Raw genomic sequence first — 17762 nt, forward strand, 5'->3', positions numbered from 1 at the left:
AGAGTGCGTCAATCGCCGGGGATCAGGTGTTGGACCCCGTGATCGACACCGGGCGACGGTTGACCCATGCCGCCGCCATCGCCCCGACCGCCCTCCGGGCCCCGCTCCCGCCCACTCCCCCGCCCCCTCCCCGCTGTCACCCAGGACACCCTGGTCATCGCCGACTTCGGCCCCCGCCGCCGTGCCCGTACGACGGACGACCACCGTCCGCCCGGCCCCTACCGCCGCCTCCTCGCCGTCCCCGGCGCACGGGCCTTCACCGCCGGGAACCTGATCGCCCGGCTCCCCATGGGCATGTTCAGCGTGAGCGCGGTCATCATGATCGCCGGGTCGCGCGGCTCGTACGCCCTGGCCGGAGCCGTCACCGCCACCGGGCTCGCCGCGACGGGCGTGGTCGGGCCCTGGACCGCACGGCTCGTCGACCGGTACGGCCAGGCCCGAATCGCCGTACCGGCCACGGCACTTGCCGCACTCGGCTCCCTCGCGCTGCTGCTCTGCGCGCACTACGGCGCCCCCGACTGGACCCTCTTCGCCGCCTACGCCGCCACCGCCACGACCCCCAACACCGGCGGTATGTCACGCGCCCGCTGGGCCCATCTCCTGGACGGCGACAAGGAGGCCCTGCACACCGCCAACTCCTTCGAACAGGCCGCCGACGAGCTCTGCTTCATGCTCGGCCCGGTCCTCGCGGCCTTTCTCTGCGGGGCGTTGTTCCCGGAGGCGGGCACGCTGGTCGGGGCGGTCCTGATGATGACCGGCGTGCTCCTCTTCGCCGCCCAGCGATCGACCGAGCCGCCCGTCCGGCCTCGCGTCGAAGGGCTTCACACGCGGGGTACGTCCCCGCTGCGCGCCCCGGGGATGCGCCCACTGCTCGCCGTATGCCTGGCCACGGGCGCCGTGTTCGGGTCGATGGAGGTCGTCACGATCGCCTTCGCCGACGAGCGGGGACACCGGGCGGCGGCCGGGGCCGTTCTCGCCCTCCAGGCCGCCGGATCGTGCGCGGCCGGTCTGCTGTACGGAGCGCTGCGGCCGGCCGGATCCGCCGAGCGGCGCCACCCCTGGTGCCTGGCCGCGATGACGGCACTGATGACGCTGCCCCTGCTGGCCGCGGCCCTGACCGGCTCGCTCGTCGTCCTCGCGGGCGCGCTGCTCGTGGCCGGGACGGCGACCGCGCCCACCATGATCACGAACATGACCCTGATCCAGAGCCGCACTCCCGGGGGCCGCCTGAACGAGGGCATGACCCTCGCGGTGACGGGCCTCCTCGGCGGCATAGCCTGCGGTTCGGCAGCGGGCGGCTGGGCGGCGGAACACGCGTCGCCGACGACGGGCTACGGCGTCCCGCTCGCGGCGGCGGCCGGCGCGCTGCTCCTGTCGCCCCTCACCCGCAGAAGCGGCCCCGGACACTGACAGGCCCCCGGGCCCCGCCCCCATCCCCGCCCCCGCGCAAGCCGGGATACCGAACACCCACAAAGGCCGAGCCTCGACACCTGGCAGAGCCAATTCACGCGCACCCCATTGACTCGTTCACACGCCACACATACCTTCGCCCGTCGAAGCGCTTCGACGACCCGCGTCGAATCAGTTCGACGCCCCCTGCGCAACGGGTGACCGAGATCCATCCGACTCCCCTGGAGGCAGTGGATGTTCACGGCAAGAAGGCATGGCAGGTGCATGGCGATAGTAGCCGCGTCCCTGGTAGGGGCGCTGCTGACGGCCTCCTGCGGCGACTCGGCCAGTGGATCGGGCGACGGGAAGAGTCTGCGCCTGTGGCACTACGAGGGCCCTGACAGCGCGATGGGCGCGGCCTGGAAGGCGGCCGTCGAGGAGTTCAAGGCGACTCATCCGGGCGTCACGGTGAAGGTCGAGGAGAAGGGCTTCGAACAGATCCAGAAGACCGCCCCGATGGTCCTCAACTCCTCCGACGCGCCCGACCTGATGGAGTACAACAAGGGCAACGCGACGGCCGGTCTGCTCTCCACCCAGGGCCTGCTCACCGACCTCACCGGCGAGGTGACGAAGCGCGGCTGGGACAGACTGCTCAGCGCCGGTGCCCGCACCACCAGCCAGTACGACGCCAACGGAGTCATGGGCAGCGGCAGTTGGTTCGGTGTCCCCAACTACGCCGAGTACACGATGGTGTTCTACAACAAGGAACTCTTCGCACGGCACGGGATCGCCGTACCGACCTCGTTCGACGAACTCACCGCCGCCATGGACAAGTTCGTCGCCGAGGGCATCACCCCGCTGGCGAGCGCGGGCGCCGAATACCCGGCCCAGCAGTATCTGTACCAGCTCGCCCTGTCGAAGGCGGACCGCGCCTGGGTCGACAGGTACGAGCTGTACAAGGGGAAGACGGACTTCCATGACGCCGCCTGGACGTACGGCGCCGAGACCTTCACCGACTGGGTGAAGAAGGGGTACTTCGGCAAGAACTCCAGCGGTGTCAAGGCGGAGGACGCCGGGGTCTCCTTCATCCAGGGCAAGAGCCCGATCCTGTTCTCCGGCAGCTGGTGGTACGGCCGTTTCAAGAGCGAGGCGAAGTTCGACTGGGGCACGTTCCTGTGGCCCGGCAGCAACCTCACCCTCGGGTCCGGCGGCAACCTGTGGGTCGTCCCCAAGGGCGCGAAGAACAAGGAACTCGCCTACGACTTCATCGACATCACCATGTCGAAGAAGATCCAGAACCTGCTCGGCAACAAGGGCGGGGTCCCGGTGGCCGCCGACCCGGCCGCCATCACCGACCCACAGGCCAAGTCGCTCATCGCCGACTTCAACACCCTCTCCGACCGGGACGGTCTCGCCTTCTACCCCGACTGGCCGGTGCCCGGCTTCTACGACGTCCTCGTCTCCGAGGTCCAGAAGCTGATCACGGGCAGCGCCCAGTCGGACGCGGTCCTCGACTCGTTGCAGGAGGCGTACGACAAGGGCGTACCGAAGACATGACGGCCACCGTCGAACGGGCCCGGGTCGCCAAGGACACCGGGCCGCCGGGAAGTTCGCGCCGCCGCAGGGACTCGTACGCCGTCTTCCTCCTCCCCGGCGCGCTCGCCTTCCTCGCCGTGATCGTCGTGCCGTTCCTGATGAACACCGGAGTGAGCTTCACCGACTGGCGGGGTGTGGGCTCCCCGGAGTGGTCTGGGCTCGCCAACTACCGGGAGTTGATGGACGATTCGGAGTTCTGGGCGTCGTTCCGGCACAGCCTGTTCATGGTGGTGGCGATGGCGGCCGCACCCACCGCGGTCGGACTCGTCCTGGCCGCCGCCCTGTTCGACTACGTCGGCAAGCACTTCGGCAGTCGCTGGGCGGCCGTGCTCCGCGCCTGCTTCTATCTCCCCCAGGTGCTGCCGATCGCGGTCGCCGGCATCGTCTGGAGCTGGATCCTCGCGCCCGGCGACGGCTCGCTGAACGAGTTGCTGAGCGCCGTCGGGCTGGGCTCCTGGCAGCAGGACTGGCTCGGCGACCCGGACATCGCGCTCTACAGCGTGATGGGCGTGATGGTCTGGGTGCAGCTCGGCTTCCCGCTGGTCGTCTTCATGGCGGGCCTGCAACGCGTCGACCCGCAGCTCTACGAGGCAGCCGAACTGGACGGCGCCGGCTGGTGGCGCCGCTTCCGGCACATCACCCTGGCCCAGATCCGCCCCGAGATCTACGTCGTCCTCACCTGGTGCACGATCGCCGCGCTGAAGGTGTTCGGCGCGGTGTACGTCCTCACGAAGGGCGGCCCGGGCGGCGCGACCAACGTCCCGTCGTACTTCTCCTTCACCACGTTCTTCGAGAAGACCCAGGTCGGCTACGGCGCCGCCGTCTCCACCGTCCTGACGGTGATCATCCTCGCCGTCTCGCTCATCGGCCTGAAGCTCCAGACCCGGGCCGAGGACGCCGAGGACGCTCCGGCCGCTCCGGCGGGGGTGCGGGCATGACGACCGCCCTGCGCCGCTACCCGGTGCTCATCGCCCTCGTCCTCGCCGCCCTGTTCATGGTCGTGCCGTTCGTGATCGTCGCCGTCAACGCCGTGAAGTCGCCCGCCGAGTACTCCGCGAACGGCCCGCTCAGTCTTCCCGAGGGCCTCTACCTCGACGGCGTGAAGGACTTCTGGCAACGGGTCGACTTCGGCCAGAAGCTCGTCAACTCCACCCTGATCAGCGGGTCGGTGGCCGTCCTGGCGGTCGTCCTGTCCGTACTCAACGCCTACGCGATCGGCATCGGCCGGATCAGGGGCCGCACCTGGGTGCTGGCCTTCTTCGTCCTCGCGAACATGCTGCCGCAGGAGGCGCTGGTCTACCCGGTGTACTACCTGAGCAAGCAGGTCGGCCTGTACGACACCCGGTTGAGCGTGATCATCGTCTTCACGGTGATCCAGGCGGCCTTCGGAACGTATCTCCTCTCCTCGGTGCTGGGCCAGTTCCCCCGGGAGATCATCGAGGCCGCGCGGATCGACGGCGCGAACAAGTGGCAGGTGCTGTGGCGGATCGTCGTCCCGGTCAGCCGTCCCACCCTCGGTGTGCTCCTCGTCTTCTTCTTCATCTGGACCTGGAACGAGTTCCTGCTCCCCCTGGTGATGCTCATCTCCAACGACAACCAGACGGTGTCGGTGGCTCTCGGCGTCCTCCAGGGCCAGCGCCTGATGGACGCCACGATGACCAACGCGGCCGCCCTGCTGGGTGTGTTGCCGGCCCTCGTCTTCTTCCTCGTCTTCCAGCGAACGCTCACGCGCGGCATCGCCGTGGGTGCCGTCAAGTAACAGGCAACAGACAACAGGCCAAGTAAGGGGTATGCGCGTGAAGTTCACCGACGGCTACTGGCTGCTGCGCGAGGGCGTCACCGCCGCCCACCCGGTCGAGGTCCTCGATGTGACGGCCGACGACGGCACGTTGGACATCCACGCGCCGACCCAGCCCATCCGCCACCGCGGCGACCTGCTGAAGGGACCGGTCGTGACGATCAGCGCCCACGCCCCGATGCCCGACGTCATCGGCGTCACCTTCACGCACTTCGAGGGCGAGCAGCCGCAGAGCCCTCAGTTCGAGCTGCGCAGAGAGGACTTGACGGCTCACACGGAGTACGACGAGGAGCACGCGACCCTGACCTCCGGCACCCTGTCCGTCCGGGTCAGCCGCACCAGCCCCTGGCACGTCGACTTCCTCGCCCACGGCCGTGTCCTCACCAGCAGCGGCCCCAAGGGCATGGGCATCATGCGGGACGCGACGACCGGCGCCCACTACCTGCGTGAGCAACTGGGGTTGGGCGTGGGGACGAGCGTGTACGGCCTCGGCGAACGCTTCGGCCCGCTGGTCAAGAACGGCCAGGTCGTCGACATGTGGAACGCCGACGGCGGCACGGCGACCGAACAGGCCTACAAGAACGTCCCGTTCTACCTCACCGACGCGGGCTACGGAGTCTTCGTCGACCACCCCGGCCGGGTGTCCTTCGAGGTCGCCTCGGAGGCGGTGTCCCGGGTCCAGTTCAGCGCCGAGACACAGCAGTTGACGTACTACGTCATCCACGGCCCGACCCCGAAGGACATCCTCCGCAAGTACACGGCCCTGACCGGCCGGCCGGCACTCCCGCCACCGTGGTCGTTCGGCCTGTGGCTGTCCACCTCCTTCACCACCTCCTACGACGAGGAGACGGTGACGTCGTTCATCGAGGGCATGCGGGAGCGTGAACTCCCCCTCTCGGTCTTCCACTTCGACTGTTTCTGGATGCGCGAGTTCAACTGGTGCGACTTCCGGTGGGACCCGCGGGTGTTCCCCGACCCCGAAGGCATGCTCCAGCGGCTGAAGGCGAAGGGCCTGCACATCAGCGTCTGGATCAACCCGTACATCGCCCAGCGGTCACCGCTCTTCGCCGAGGGCAAGGCACTCGGTCATCTGCTGCGCCGACCCGACGGCAGCGTCTGGCAGTGGGACCAGTGGCAGCCGGGCATGGCGCTGGTCGACTTCACCAGTGCGGCGGCCCGCGACTGGTACGCCTCGAAACTGGAGGCCCTCCTCGCGCAGAGCGTCGACTGCTTCAAGACCGACTTCGGTGAACGGGTGCCGCTGGACGTGGAGTTCGCCGACGGCTCGGACCCGGAGCGGATGCACAACTACTACACGTACCTCTACAACAGGACCGTCTTCGACGTGCTGCGCAAGCACCGCGGCGAGGGCGAGGCGGTGGTGTTCGCGCGGTCGGCCACGGCCGGCAGCCAGCAGTTCCCGGTCCACTGGGGCGGCGACTGCGAGGCCACCTACGAGTCGATGGCGGAGTCACTGCGCGGCGGACTCTCCCTCGGACTCTCCGGCTTCGGCTACTGGAGCCACGACATCGGCGGCTTCGAGGGCACCCCGAGCCCGGCCCTGTTCAAACGCTGGACAGCGTTCGGGCTCCTCTCCTCGCACAGCCGTCTGCACGGCAGTTCGTCCTACCGGGTGCCGTGGCTGTTCGACGAGGAGGCCGTGGACGTACTGCGGCTGTTCACCCGGCTGAAGCTGCGTCTCATGCCGTATCTGTACGAGGCCGCCCGCGCCGCCCACACCGAGGGCGTCCCGATGATGCGGGCGATGGTCCTGGAGTTCCCGGACGACCCCGGATGCGCGCATCTGGAACGGCAGTTCATGCTCGGCCCGGACCTGCTGGTGGCGCCGGTGTTCAGCGACGAGGGCGATGTCTCGTACTACGTCCCCGAGGGCGAGTGGACCCACTTCCTGACCGGCCGCACGGTGACCGGCCCCCGCTGGGTACGGGAGCGACACGGCTTCGACAGCCTGCCGCTGCTGGTGCGTCCCGGGTCGGTGATCCCGGTCGGCGCGGTGGACGACCGCCCGGACTACGCGTACGCCGACGGGGTCACGCTGCACGCGTACGGCCTGGAGCGCGGCGCCCAGGTGACGGTCCCGGTGGGGGACATGACGTTCACGGTGGTCCGCGAGGGCGACACACTGCGGGCCTCGTGCGGCGATCCGTCGGTGCCATGGGGACTGTCGGCGGGCAGACGCGAGGTACGGGCGCAGGCGGGCACCGGCTTCCTGACGGTGGAACTGGGGCCGGGCAGGTCGGGGCCGGACGGATCGGGAGGCGAATGATGGTGAAGATCACCGATGTGGCACGGCACGCCGGGGTCTCCCCGAGCACGGTGTCGTACGCCCTCAGCGGCAAGCGCCCGATCTCCGAGGAGACCAGGCAGCGCGTCGAACGCTCCATCCACGAACTCGGCTACCGCCCCCACGCGGGCGCGAGGGCGCTGGCGAGCAGCCGCTCGAACGTCCTGGCACTGGTGATCCCGTTGCGGACCGGCATCCACGTCCCGGTGGCGATGCGGTTCGCGGTGTCGGTGGTCACGGCCGCGCGCAGCCACGACCACGACGTCCTGCTCCTCACCCAGGAGGAGGGCGAGGACGGTCTGCGCCGGGTCGCGGACACCGCCCTCGTGGACGCGCTGATTGTGATGGACGTCCAACTCCAGGACCCCCGGCTGCCGTTGCTGCGCGCACTGGACCTGCCGTCGGTCCTGATCGGCTTCCCCTCCGAACCGGCCGGCCTGACCTGTATCGACCTGGACTTCAAGGCTGCGGGCGAACTGTGCGTGGAACGCCTGGCGGCCCTCGGCCACCGGGTCATCGCCCTGGTCGGCTCACCGCCCGAGGTGTACGTACGCCGGACCGCGTTCGCCCAGCGCGTGGTTCAGGGGTTCACGGCGGCGGCGGACCGGGGCGGACTGTCGTCCTCGGTCCACCCCTGCGAGGCGACCCCCGCGGCGGCGAGGCTGGTGGCGGAGCAACTCCTGCGCGAACACCCGGCGTTGACGGGGGTCGTCGTCCACAACGAGGCGATCCTGGAAGCCCTGATAGACGCCTTCGAACACCTCGGCCTACGGGTTCCCGGCGACCTCTCCGTCACCGCGATCTGCCCGGACGACCTGGCCGAGAACCTGCCCGTGCCGGTCACCTCGGTCGCCATCCCGTCGGCGGAGGTGGGCGCTCAGGCGGTGGACCTCCTGATGAGAAAGCTGAACGGCACGGGCCACACCCCGGAGGCGACCCTCCTGCCACCCCGCCTGACGGAACGAGCAAGCACGATGGCCCGGGCGGCCCCATGACCCCGGCACTTCACAACTCCCCGCACCTCCACCTCCCTAGGGGCGCGGGGCTCTGACATTTGCGGCTCCGCCGCGGGGCGCGACAAGCCCCCACGGACCCGCACCCACCCACGACCACCACCCCCTCCCCCACCTACTCCACCGTCACCGACTTCGCCAGGTTCCGCGGCTGATCCACCTCGTTGCCCCGAGCAGTGGCCAACTCACAGGCGAAGACCTGCAACGGCACCGTGGCGACGAGCGGCTGCAGCAGGGTCGGTGTGGCCGGAACGCGGATGAGGTGATCCGCGTACGGCACCACCGCCTCGTCCCCCTCCTCCGCGATGACGATGGTCCGCGCACCCCGGGCCCGGATCTCCTGGATGTTGGACACGATCTTGTCGTGGAGGACGGACCGGCCACGCGCCGAGGGCACGACCACCACGACCGGCACGTCCTCCTCGATCAACGCGATGGGCCCGTGCTTCAACTCACCGGCGGCGAAGCCCTCGGCGTGCATGTAGGCGAGTTCCTTCAGCTTGAGCGCGCCCTCCAGCGCCACCGGATACCCCACGTGCCGCCCCAGGAACAGCACCGTGTTCTTGTCGGCGAGCGAACGCGCCAGCTCACGCACGGGCTCCATGGTCTCCAGCACCCGCTCGACCTCACCGGAGATCTCCGCCAGGTCCCGCACGACGGCCCGGATCTCGTCGCCCCACTTCGTGCCGCGCACCTGCCCCAGGTACAGGGCGACCAGATAGCAGGCCACCAACTGCGTCAGGAACGCCTTGGTGGACGCGACGGCGACCTCGGGCCCCGCGTGCGTGTACAGCACCGCGTCCGACTCGCGCGGGATCGTCGAGCCGTTGGTGTTGCAGATGGCCAGCACCCTGGCACCCTGCTCACGGGCGTGCCGCAGCGCCATCAGGGTGTCCATGGTCTCGCCGGACTGAGAGATGGCGATGACAAGGGTCCGCGCGTCGAGAATCGGGTCCCGGTACCGGAACTCGCTCGCCAGTTCCACCTCGCACGGGACGCGCGTCCAGTGCTCGATGGCGTACTTGGCGATCAACCCGGCGTGGAAGGCCGTACCGCAGGCGACGACGACGACCTTCTCGACCTCCCGCAGCGCACCCGCCGGAATCCGCACCTCGTCGAGCGTCAGTGATCCGGCGGCGTCGATCCGGCCCAGCAGGGTGTCGGCGACGGCCTTGGGCTGCTCGGCGATCTCCTTGAGCATGAAGAAGTCATGGCCGCCCTTCTCCGCGGCCGACACGTCCCAGTCGACGTGGTACGACCGCGCGTCCCCCGGACCGCCGTCGAAGCCCGTCACCGTGACCCCGTCCCGGCGCAGCTCCACGACCTGGTCCTGACCCAGCTCGATCGCCGAGCGCGTGTGGGCGATGAACGCGGCGACGTCCGAGGCGAGAAAGGCCTCGCCCTCTCCGACGCCCACCACCAGCGGCGAGTTCCGCCGCGCCCCGACCACTACTTCGGGCTCGTCGGCGTGCACCGCGACCAGCGTGAACGCGCCCTCCAGCCGTCGGCAGACGAGCCGCATGGCCTCGGCCAGATCGGCGCAGGACGAGAACTCCTCGGCGAGCAGATGGGCGACGACCTCGGTGTCGGTCTCGGAGGCGAGTACGTGCCCTCGCTCGGCCAGCTCGGCCCGCAGACAGGCGAAGTTCTCGATGATCCCGTTGTGGACGACGGCGACGCGCCCGGCGTTGTCGAGATGCGGATGGGCGTTGGCGTCGGTCGGCCCGCCGTGGGTGGCCCACCGGGTGTGCCCGACCGCCGTGCCCCCGGCCGGCAACGGCCGCTCGACGAGTTCCTTCTCCAGGTTGACGAGCTTCCCGGCCTTCTTGGCCCCGGCCAGCCCGCCGTCGGCCAGCACAGCCACCCCGGCCGAGTCGTAGCCCCGGTACTCCAGCCGCTTCAGCCCGGCCATCACGACATCGAGAGCCGACTGATACCCCACATATCCCACGATTCCGCACATGCGCGGCAGCCTAGGCGCCCCAACGGCCCGAAACCGGTACTTCATGCCCGAAATACCCGAAACCGGCAATTCCCGCCAGGGGCACGAGGCCCCGGCGGGAACGACTCCGGCAGCGAGATGCTCAGCCGAGCTTGCCCAGCTGCGCGTCGACGATCTCCGTGGGGAAGGCGTAGTCCTTGCCGGTGGAGGCCGAGGCGAAGTTGACGGCGGGGACGTAGACCACGGTGCTGCCCTTGCGGACGACGACGGCCTTCATCGGCGCCTTCAGACCGGCGTCCACGGTCACCGTCAGGGCGAGCGCCTCGTCCGCTCCCTCGGGCGCCGGGGTCTTGGCCACCTTGAGGGCGTCGTTCTTGGTGCCGGTCACGGTGTAGGAGAACCCGGCGGCGCACTTCTCGACGGAGGTGTTCAGGTCCTTCATGGCCTGCTCGGCGCCTCCGTCCTCGTAGGAGGCCAGCGTGATGACGGCCTGCGCGACATCCAGCTTGGCGAGGAACCGGTCCTCGTCGCTCGCCCCGGCGGCGGGCTTCGCGGCGTCACCCTTCCAGGTCCGCTTCACCACGGCCGCCGGCTTGCCGACGTAGGTGGCGGACTGGAGGTACGCCAGCGGCGCGCACGCCGCGTCGTCCGTCGTCACCTTGGCCTGCGCGATGTCGTCCTTCGCAGGCACCTTCTCGGTGAGCGTCCCGCTCTTGACGTCCGCCTGCACGAGGGCGACCTTCGCCAGCTCGGCGGCGGTGAGCGCCTTGGCGGCGGACTTCCCCCCGTCGGACTTGTCGGCCTGGGCGGTCACGCTGTCGCCGTTCTTGTCGTCGTCGCCGGACGAGTCACCGCAGGCGGTGACGAGAAGAGCGAGAGCGGCGGCGGAGGCGGCGAGGGCGGTGCGGCGAACAGCGGTGGTCCTCAAGGGAGAAAGCTCTTTCTCTTGGGTTTGTCGGGTGACACGCTTTACGCGCACTTTACTGACGGGATCCACGGAAAGATCATCGAACCCGCATTCGAAACCCACTCGTGACATGCCCCTCCCCGCCCCGGCGTGACGCACTCCACCCCCCACCCCGTCCACACTCCCGTAACAATGGACTGTGATCTCTCCGGTCTCCCCGATGCCCCGGAGCGCCCACCGGCAGCGGCCGGAGGCGACTCCCTACGTCGATCTCACCCGTACCGAGTGGAGTGCGCTGCGCGACAAGACGCCCCTCCCGCTCACCGCCGAGGAGGTCGAGAAGCTGCGCGGTCTGGGCGACGTCATCGACCTCGACGAGGTGCGGGACATCTACCTCCCGCTGTCCCGCCTCCTCAACCTCTACATCGGTGCCACGGACGGACTGAGAGGCGCCCTGAACACCTTCCTCGGCGAACAGGGCGCCCAGACCGGCACCCCGTTCGTCATAGGGGTCGCGGGCTCGGTGGCCGTGGGCAAGTCGACCGTCGCCCGTCTCCTCCAGGCGCTGCTCTCCCGCTGGCCCGAACACCCGCGCGTGGAACTGGTGACCACCGACGGCTTCCTGCTCCCGACCGAGGAGCTGACGTCCCGTGGCCTGATGTCCCGCAAGGGCTTCCCCGAGTCGTACGACCGCCGGGCCCTGACCCGCTTCGTGGCGGACATCAAAGCGGGCAAGGACGAGGTCACGGCCCCGGTCTACTCCCACCTCATCTACGACATCGTCCCCGGCGAGAAGCTCACGGTCCGCCGCCCCGACATCCTGATCGTCGAGGGCCTGAACGTCCTCCAGCCCGCCCTCCCCGGCAGCGACGGCCGCACCCGCGTCGGCCTCGCCGACTACTTCGACTTCAGCGTGTACGTCGACGCCCGCCCCGAGGACATCGAGCGCTGGTACCTCAACCGCTTCCGCCGTCTGCGCGAGACGGCGTTCCAGAAGCCGTCCTCGTACTTCCGCAAGTACACGCAGGTGTCGGAGGAGGAGGCCCTGGACTACGCCCGCACCACCTGGCGCACCATCAACAAGGTGAACCTCCTGGAGAACGTGGCCCCCACCCGGGGCCGCGCCACCCTCATCATCCGCAAGGGCCCGGACCACAAGGTGCAGCGCCTCAGCCTGCGCAAGCTGTAACCGGGGCACGCCACAACACTCGCCGCACACGGCCCGGTTACCCTGCCCCCATGCTCCACCTACGCCTCATCGCCCCGGCCGACAGAACGAACGACGTGGTCCAGCTGATCGGGAAGACGGTCGGCACGACCCACCTCGTCGTCCTGCCCGGCGCCGCCCGCAACCCCGCCGGGGACGTCGTGATGTGTGACGTGGCCCGGGAGGCGGGCGACGAACTCATCGCCGGGCTGCGGGAGCTGGACCTGGACGTGACCGGTTCGATCGCCGTGGAGAACATCGACCTGTCGCTCTCCGAGCACGCCGACAAGGCGGAGAAGGACGCGCCCGGCGAGGGCGCGGACGCGGTCCTGTGGGAGCACCTCGCGGACGCGACGCACGAGGAGTCGACGCTGTCGATCACCTACGTCGCCTTCATCACGCTCGCCACGATGATCGCGGCCTGCGGTGTGGTCCTCGACAACGCGATCCTGATCGTGGGCGCGATGGCGGTGGGCCCGGAGTTCGGACCCCTGGCCGGCCTGAGCACAGCCCTCGTCCAACGCCGCCCGAGACTGGCGGCACGCTCCCTGACCGCCCTACTGGTGGGCTTCGCGGCGGCGATGCTGGTGACGGTCGGCTTCAGCTACTTCATGGACGCCGTCGGCCTGTTCACCGAGGCGAAACTGGAGGCGGAGCGCCCCAACACGGGCTTCGTCTATGCCTACGACTGGTTCTCGTTCGTCGTGGCGGTCCTGGCCGGCATCGCCGGCACCCTCTCCCTGACGTCGGCGAAGTCCGGCGCCCTGGTAGGTGTCGCCATCTCCGTGACAACGATCCCGGCCGCCGCGAACGCGGCAGTGGCCCTGAGCTACGGCGACACCACCCAGACCACGGGCTCCACCATCCAGCTCCTCCTGAACCTCCTGGGCATCATCCTGGCCGCCACCTGCACACTCCTGGCCCAGAAATGGCTGTGGAGAAGCGCCCGTTAGGGGCGCGGGGAACTGCGCGACAAGCCACAACGAGCCCGCACCCCGCTACGAACCAGAACCCCCACCCCCAGCCCGGTCCCGCCAACTACCCAAGCGCGGACTTCACGACATCCGCCAACCGCCCAGCCACAGCCCGAGCCTGATCGATATCAGCCGCCTCGACCATCACCCGAACCAACGGCTCGGTCCCGGAAGGCCGCAACAACACCCTCCCCGTGGCACCGAGCTCACGCTCCGCCTCCGCCACCGCCGAAGCCAACTCCGCGGACGACCCCACCCGGGTCCGGTCGACGTCCGGCACATTCACCAGCACCTGCGGCAACCGCACCATCACCGACGCGAGATCCCGCAGCGTACGACCGGTCTGCGCGACCCGAGCCGCCAGCAGCAGCCCCGTCAGCGTCCCGTCACCCGTCGTCGCGTGGTCCGAGATGATCACATGCCCGGACTGCTCGCCGCCCAGCGCGTACCCGTGCTCCTTCATCTCCTCCAGCACATACCGGTCACCGACCGCCGCCTGGATCAGCGACAGCCCCTCCCGCTCCATGGCCAGCTTGAAGCCCAGGTTCGACATCACCGTGGCGACAACGGTGTCGGCACGCAGCACACCCCGCTCCCGCATCGCCAGCGCGAGTACGGCCATGATCTGGTCGCCGTCCACCTCCGCACCGGTGTGGTCGACGGCGAGGCAGCGGTCCGCGTCCCCGTCGTGCGCGATACCGAGGTCGGCCCCGTGTTCGAGAACGGCGGCCTGCAGCTTGCCGAGGTGAGTGGAACCGCAGCCGTCGTTGATGTTGAGGCCGTCCGGCTCCGCACCGATGGTGACGATCTCGGCGCCGGCCCGCGTGAACGCCTCGGGCGAGACCAGGCTGGCAGCGCCGTGCGCCTCGTCCAGCACCACCTTCAGACCGTCCAGTCGGTTCGGAAGCACCCCGACGAGATGGGTGACGTACCGCTCGAAGCCCTCGTCGTACGACCGCACGCGGCCCACTCCGCCGCCCGTCGGACGGTCCCAGGGAGCGCCGGTGCGGTGCTCCTCGTACACGGCCTCGATCCGCTCCTCCAGCTCGTCGTCGAGTTTGTGGCCGCCGCGGGCCAGGAACTTGACGCCGTTGTCCGGCATGGCGTTGTGGCTGGCCGAGAGCATCACACCGAGGTCGGCTCCCAGCTCGGCGGTGAGGAACGCCACCGCGGGGGTGGGCAGCACACCGACCAGCAGAACGTCGACGCCCGCGCTGGCGAGGCCCGCGACCACCGCGGCCTCCAGGAACTCCCCTGACGCACGTGGGTCCCGACCGACCACGGCGACCGGCCGGTGGCCCTCGAAGGAACCCGCCTCGGCGAGTACGTGGGCCGCCGCTACGGACAGGCCGAGAGCCAGCTCGGCTGTCAGGTCCGCGTTGGCGACACCGCGCACGCCGTCCGTGCCGAAGAGTCGTCCCACTGGTGTCCTCCGAAGATGCTGGAATGTGCGGCTCGTGCCGAGTGTCCATGCCGGACCTGGCTACGTATATCCCCTGTGCCTGTTTCCAGGCTGTAGGGAGCGTTCCTCGAACCTGTGCCGTAAGCCTGTGCTAAGCAACGTCCCCGGTAAACGAACCGCCCCGACAGCACGGAGAGTGCCGCCGGGGCGATACGTACGAGACGTGTGAAACGTCCGAGAACAGCGGAGCGATTAACGCTTGCTGTACTGCGGGGCCTTGCGGGCCTTCTTGAGACCGGCCTTCTTGCGCTCGACCGCACGGTCGTCACGACGGAGGAACCCGGCCTTCTTGAGGGCGCCGCGGTTGTTGTCCACGTCGGCCTCGTTCAGCGCACGGGCCACACCGAGGCGCAGGGCGCCGGCCTGACCGGAGACACCGCCACCCGTGATGCGGGCGACAACGTCGTAGCGGTTGTCGAGCTCGAGCACCTTGAAGGGCTCGTTGACTTCCTGCTGGTGCACCTTGTTGGGGAAGTAGTCCTCAAGGGTGCGACCGTTGATCTTCCACTTGCCGGTGCCCGGGACGATCCGGACGCGGGCGATGGCGTTCTTGCGACGGCCCAGGCCTGCGGCCGGCTGCGGGTCACCGAAGCGCCCGTCGAGCGCCTCCGCGTACTCGCCCTCGGCAACCGGCGCCTCGGACTCGGTGGTGTAGCTCTCGACGTCGGCGTTCTCGAACTCGGCGTCAGCGTTCTCGTCGAGCGGCTGCTCGACAGTGGTCTCGGCCACGATTCTCCTCAGAATTCTCTACGTCTTAGGGGGTGGCCGGAACTACTGCGCGACCTGGGTGATCTCGAACGGCACCGGCTGCTGGGCAGCGTGGGGGTGCTGGTCGCCCGAGTAGACCTTCAGCTTCGAGAGGCACTGACGGCCCAGGGTGTTCTTGGGGATCATGCCCTTGATGGCCTTCTCGACGGCCTTCTCGGGGTTCTTCGCCAGAAGCTCGTCGTAACGGACGGAGCGCAGACCACCCGGGTAACCGGAGTGGCGGTACGCCATCTTCTGGGTCTTCTTGTTGCCGGAGAGGTGCACCTTGTCGGCGTTGATGATGATGACGAAGTCACCAGCGTCGACGTGGGGCGCGTAAATCGGCTTGTGCTTGCCCCGCAGAATGTTCGCGGCAGTGGTGGCCAGACGGCCCAGGACGACATCCTGGGCGTCGATGACGTACCACTGGCGAGTGATGTCGCCGGGCTTAGGGCTGAACGTACGCACTTCGTAGCCTTCGCTTCTTCAGTGGATGGGTCCTGACACATGGCATCACTGAAGCGATCGTGCAGCTGGGGACGACAATGGCCGGGAACAACGCCCGTATGCCGCCCACTGGAAACTGCTCCAGGGAACCTACGTAAAGGCCTCTGGTCCAGGAGCGACCATGCCGATACGCATAACGAACGCCCAGGCTACCCGCGCGGCCCCGGACGGGTCAAAACGAGGCCGCGAACGCCGGGCGCGGGGACGCGGGGGGACAGTCCGGGCCGCTGTGTGAGAAACCGCCCAGAACCCCGACTCCGTTGCTCCAGTGGCCCATGAGAAGGGTCTGAGACGCATCGGCACACGGGTTGTACGGCGTCTAGGATGCGCCCATGAGCTTTGGGCAGGGGGGACCTCAATGGGATCCCTGGAAACCGAATACCCCGCAACAACCGTGGGACGACCAGAGCGGCCGGGCCCCGCAGCAGCCGTGGGGCGGCCAGAGCGGCGGTCAGGCCCCCGACTGGGCGGCGCTCGCCGACGCCTCCGAGACCCGTAACAGACGCCGCAGACTCCTGCTGATCGTCACGGCCGCGGTGGCCACCGTCGGCGTGGGCGCGGCCGTCGCCATGGCCGTGGTCAACGCCGACGGCAACAACCAGGCCTCCAACAGGCCGACCTCCGGGCTGCCCGCCACCGCGGACATCCCCAGCGACACCGCCTCGACGGTGCCGTCGTTCGCGCCGACGAGCGCGCCGCCGCCGCTGGATCCGAAGGACTTCATATCCAGCGTGAAGAAGGACACGGCGGTGCTGACGCCGGACACCCTCTTCCCCGGCACACAGCTGACGATGGGCGAGCGCCTCTACAAGAAGGGCCCGACCGCGGACACGGCGAACTGCGCATCGGCGGCGAAGAACACCCTTCCGAAGATCCTCAAGGACAACGGGTGCACGCGCTTCCTGCGCGTCACGTACAGCAAGGACGGCGTCGCGGTGACGGTCGGCGTGGCCGTCTTCGACACCGAGGCCCAGGCCACCAAGGTCAAGGCCACGGCGGACAAGAAGAGCATCGTCGAGTCCCTCTCCGGCGGCGGCGTCCCGACGTTCTGCCGCTCGGCGATCTGCCGGTCGACCACCAACTCGTACGGTCGCTACGCCTACTTCACGATCGCCGGCTTCACCAACGGCAAGGACGTGACGACGAAGAGCACGGCCGTCTTCACCACGGGCGACGACCTGGGCGAGTTCGCGTTCCGCCAGATCAGGCGCCGCGGCGAGGCCCAGGCCTCGGCGGCCAGCCAGTAGCCCACTGGGGCGTGTTTCCCGAAATGGCCGACGATCGGTGATCGTCGGCCATTTCGTCACGCCCTGGCATGAATCGATTAAATTTTGAACACATCGCCCTCACATCAGTTCCATGGTCTGGCCACACATGCGAGGATCACGTCTCTATTCGGCCATTGGATTTAGGACACCCCAGGGGGGTTCCAGCCAGCGGGCGGCCGATGTCGCCAAAGACGGCGTTGGGGGCATGACACCCGGACTGGCCCTGCCAGGGCGCGCTTCGGCGTGCCCGGCCGAGATCCGTGACTGCCTCGACGCACGACCGATCTCACGGGGAGTTCCACAGAAGTCATGGCCTCAACAGTTGTCGACCACGAAGTGCCGCTCTCGCGGCAGAGCGCGAAGCCGACCAGACGCACCGCGGGGTGGAAGCCCGGAATCATCCCGTTCCTGCTGCCCTTCGTCCTGCACCCCGTACCTCAAGGCCGCCGGGGAGACGAGGACGAACAACCTTCGTGATCGGCACCGAGCTCAACTCGCTGGAGGGCCACCTCGGCGTCGACGCCTGCTTCCCCGTGAAGGTGCCGGACACGGCGCCCGTTTCGACACTGGTCGACGGCTGGAACAAGTGGCTGGACAGGAAGGCCACCGGCAAGCTGCCGAACATCGTCCTCTCCGAGTCCGGCATC

14 protein-coding genes are annotated in these 17762 nt (G+C 68.9%); 9 read left to right on the forward strand and 5 right to left on the reverse strand.

Translation table 11 applies throughout. The annotated features are described in order from the left end of the window. Window positions 1-66: 66 nt before the first annotated feature. From PV734_RS13860 to PV734_RS13885, 6 genes are all read left to right on the forward strand, one after another. A complete protein-coding gene (locus PV734_RS13860; RefSeq protein WP_319289662.1) occupies window positions 67-1410 on the forward strand; it encodes an MFS transporter in 1344 nt (447 codons plus the stop codon). A 234-nt stretch (window positions 1411-1644) separates the two neighbouring features. Further along, on the forward strand, window positions 1645-2946 hold the full coding sequence (locus PV734_RS13865) for an extracellular solute-binding protein (protein WP_319289663.1): 1302 nt from the start codon (window positions 1645-1647) through the stop codon (window positions 2944-2946). Continuing rightward, complete coding sequence (locus PV734_RS13870; RefSeq protein ID WP_319289664.1) at window positions 2943-3923, forward strand: sugar ABC transporter permease; 981 nt, start codon at window positions 2943-2945, stop codon at window positions 3921-3923. The genes PV734_RS13865 and PV734_RS13870 overlap by 4 nt, the downstream gene beginning before the upstream one ends. Then, entirely contained in the window at window positions 3920-4744 is an 825-nt protein-coding gene (locus tag PV734_RS13875) for a carbohydrate ABC transporter permease (RefSeq protein WP_319090378.1), read from the forward strand. The genes PV734_RS13870 and PV734_RS13875 overlap by 4 nt, the downstream gene beginning before the upstream one ends. A gap of 37 nt (window positions 4745-4781) precedes the next feature. Then, the gene (gene yicI / locus PV734_RS13880; protein ID WP_319289665.1) at window positions 4782-7070 is read left to right on the forward strand and encodes an alpha-xylosidase; all 2289 of its coding nucleotides are present in this window, start codon (window positions 4782-4784) and stop codon (window positions 7068-7070) included. Then, window positions 7070-8083: a LacI family DNA-binding transcriptional regulator gene (locus PV734_RS13885; protein WP_319289904.1), complete on the forward strand. Its 1014-nt coding sequence runs from the start codon at window positions 7070-7072 to the stop codon at window positions 8081-8083. The genes yicI and PV734_RS13885 overlap by 1 nt, the downstream gene beginning before the upstream one ends. Window positions 8084-8216: 133 nt before the next feature. On the opposite strand, the gene glmS is transcribed toward PV734_RS13885, so the two are convergent. Together glmS and PV734_RS13895 are read right to left on the reverse strand one after the other, a co-directional pair. Continuing rightward, window positions 8217-10064, reverse strand: coding sequence for a glutamine--fructose-6-phosphate transaminase (isomerizing) (gene glmS / locus PV734_RS13890; protein ID WP_319289666.1), 1848 nt, complete (start codon window positions 10062-10064; stop codon window positions 8217-8219). 121 nt (window positions 10065-10185) lie between these two features. After that, window positions 10186-10971, reverse strand: coding sequence for a hypothetical protein (locus PV734_RS13895; RefSeq protein ID WP_319289668.1), 786 nt, complete (start codon window positions 10969-10971; stop codon window positions 10186-10188). Window positions 10972-11170: 199 nt separating this feature from the next. On the opposite strand from PV734_RS13895, the gene coaA reads away from it, so the two are divergent. Both coaA and PV734_RS13905 read left to right on the forward strand, forming a co-directional pair. Beyond that, window positions 11171-12139 carry a type I pantothenate kinase gene (gene coaA, locus PV734_RS13900; protein ID WP_319090382.1) on the forward strand — a complete coding sequence of 323 codons (969 nt, stop codon included), beginning with the start codon at window positions 11171-11173 and terminating at the stop codon, window positions 12137-12139. Window positions 12140-12189: 50 nt separating this feature from the next. Further along, the gene (locus PV734_RS13905; RefSeq protein WP_319289669.1) at window positions 12190-13110 is read left to right on the forward strand and encodes a DUF389 domain-containing protein; all 921 of its coding nucleotides are present in this window, start codon (window positions 12190-12192) and stop codon (window positions 13108-13110) included. 85 nt (window positions 13111-13195) lie between these two features. On the opposite strand, the gene glmM is transcribed toward PV734_RS13905, so the two are convergent. The 3 genes from glmM to rplM all read right to left on the reverse strand — a co-directional run bounded on the left by glmM (window position 13196) and on the right by rplM (window position 15808). Further along, window positions 13196-14554 (reverse strand): phosphoglucosamine mutase, encoded by a 1359-nt coding sequence (gene glmM, locus PV734_RS13910; RefSeq protein WP_319090384.1) that lies wholly within the window; start codon window positions 14552-14554, stop codon window positions 13196-13198. Between the two features lie 231 nt (window positions 14555-14785). Further along, complete coding sequence (gene rpsI, locus PV734_RS13915) at window positions 14786-15322, reverse strand: 30S ribosomal protein S9 (RefSeq protein WP_319090385.1); 537 nt, start codon at window positions 15320-15322, stop codon at window positions 14786-14788. 42 nt (window positions 15323-15364) lie between these two features. Next, the gene (rplM, locus tag PV734_RS13920) at window positions 15365-15808 is read right to left on the reverse strand and encodes a 50S ribosomal protein L13 (RefSeq protein WP_006376008.1); all 444 of its coding nucleotides are present in this window, start codon (window positions 15806-15808) and stop codon (window positions 15365-15367) included. A 371-nt stretch (window positions 15809-16179) separates the two neighbouring features. Between rplM and PV734_RS13925 the strand changes: the two genes are divergently transcribed. Beyond that, the gene (locus tag PV734_RS13925; RefSeq protein ID WP_319289670.1) at window positions 16180-17094 is read left to right on the forward strand and encodes a hypothetical protein; all 915 of its coding nucleotides are present in this window, start codon (window positions 16180-16182) and stop codon (window positions 17092-17094) included. The last annotated feature ends 668 nt before the right edge of the window (window positions 17095-17762 follow it).

This window comes from Streptomyces sp. AK08-02, from assembly GCF_033795085.1.
Classification (GTDB): domain Bacteria; phylum Actinomycetota; class Actinomycetes; order Streptomycetales; family Streptomycetaceae; genus Streptomyces; species Streptomyces echiniscabiei.

Coding starts and splice junctions, on each gene's coding strand:
- PV734_RS13860 (WP_319289662.1), top strand. CDS start 67: ATGCCGCCGCCATCGCCCCGACCGCCCTCCGGGCCCCGCTCCCGCCCA.
- PV734_RS13865 (WP_319289663.1), top strand. CDS start 1,645: ATGTTCACGGCAAGAAGGCATGGCAGGTGCATGGCGATAGTAGCCGCG.
- PV734_RS13870 (WP_319289664.1), top strand. CDS start 2,943: ATGACGGCCACCGTCGAACGGGCCCGGGTCGCCAAGGACACCGGGCCG.
- PV734_RS13875 (WP_319090378.1), top strand. CDS start 3,920: ATGACGACCGCCCTGCGCCGCTACCCGGTGCTCATCGCCCTCGTCCTC.
- PV734_RS13885 (WP_319289904.1), top strand. CDS start 7,070: ATGGTGAAGATCACCGATGTGGCACGGCACGCCGGGGTCTCCCCGAGC.
- glmS (WP_319289666.1), bottom strand. CDS start 10,064: ATGTGCGGAATCGTGGGATATGTGGGGTATCAGTCGGCTCTCGATGTC.
- coaA (WP_319090382.1), top strand. CDS start 11,171: ATGCCCCGGAGCGCCCACCGGCAGCGGCCGGAGGCGACTCCCTACGTC.
- PV734_RS13905 (WP_319289669.1), top strand. CDS start 12,190: ATGCTCCACCTACGCCTCATCGCCCCGGCCGACAGAACGAACGACGTG.
- PV734_RS13925 (WP_319289670.1), top strand. CDS start 16,180: ATGAGCTTTGGGCAGGGGGGACCTCAATGGGATCCCTGGAAACCGAAT.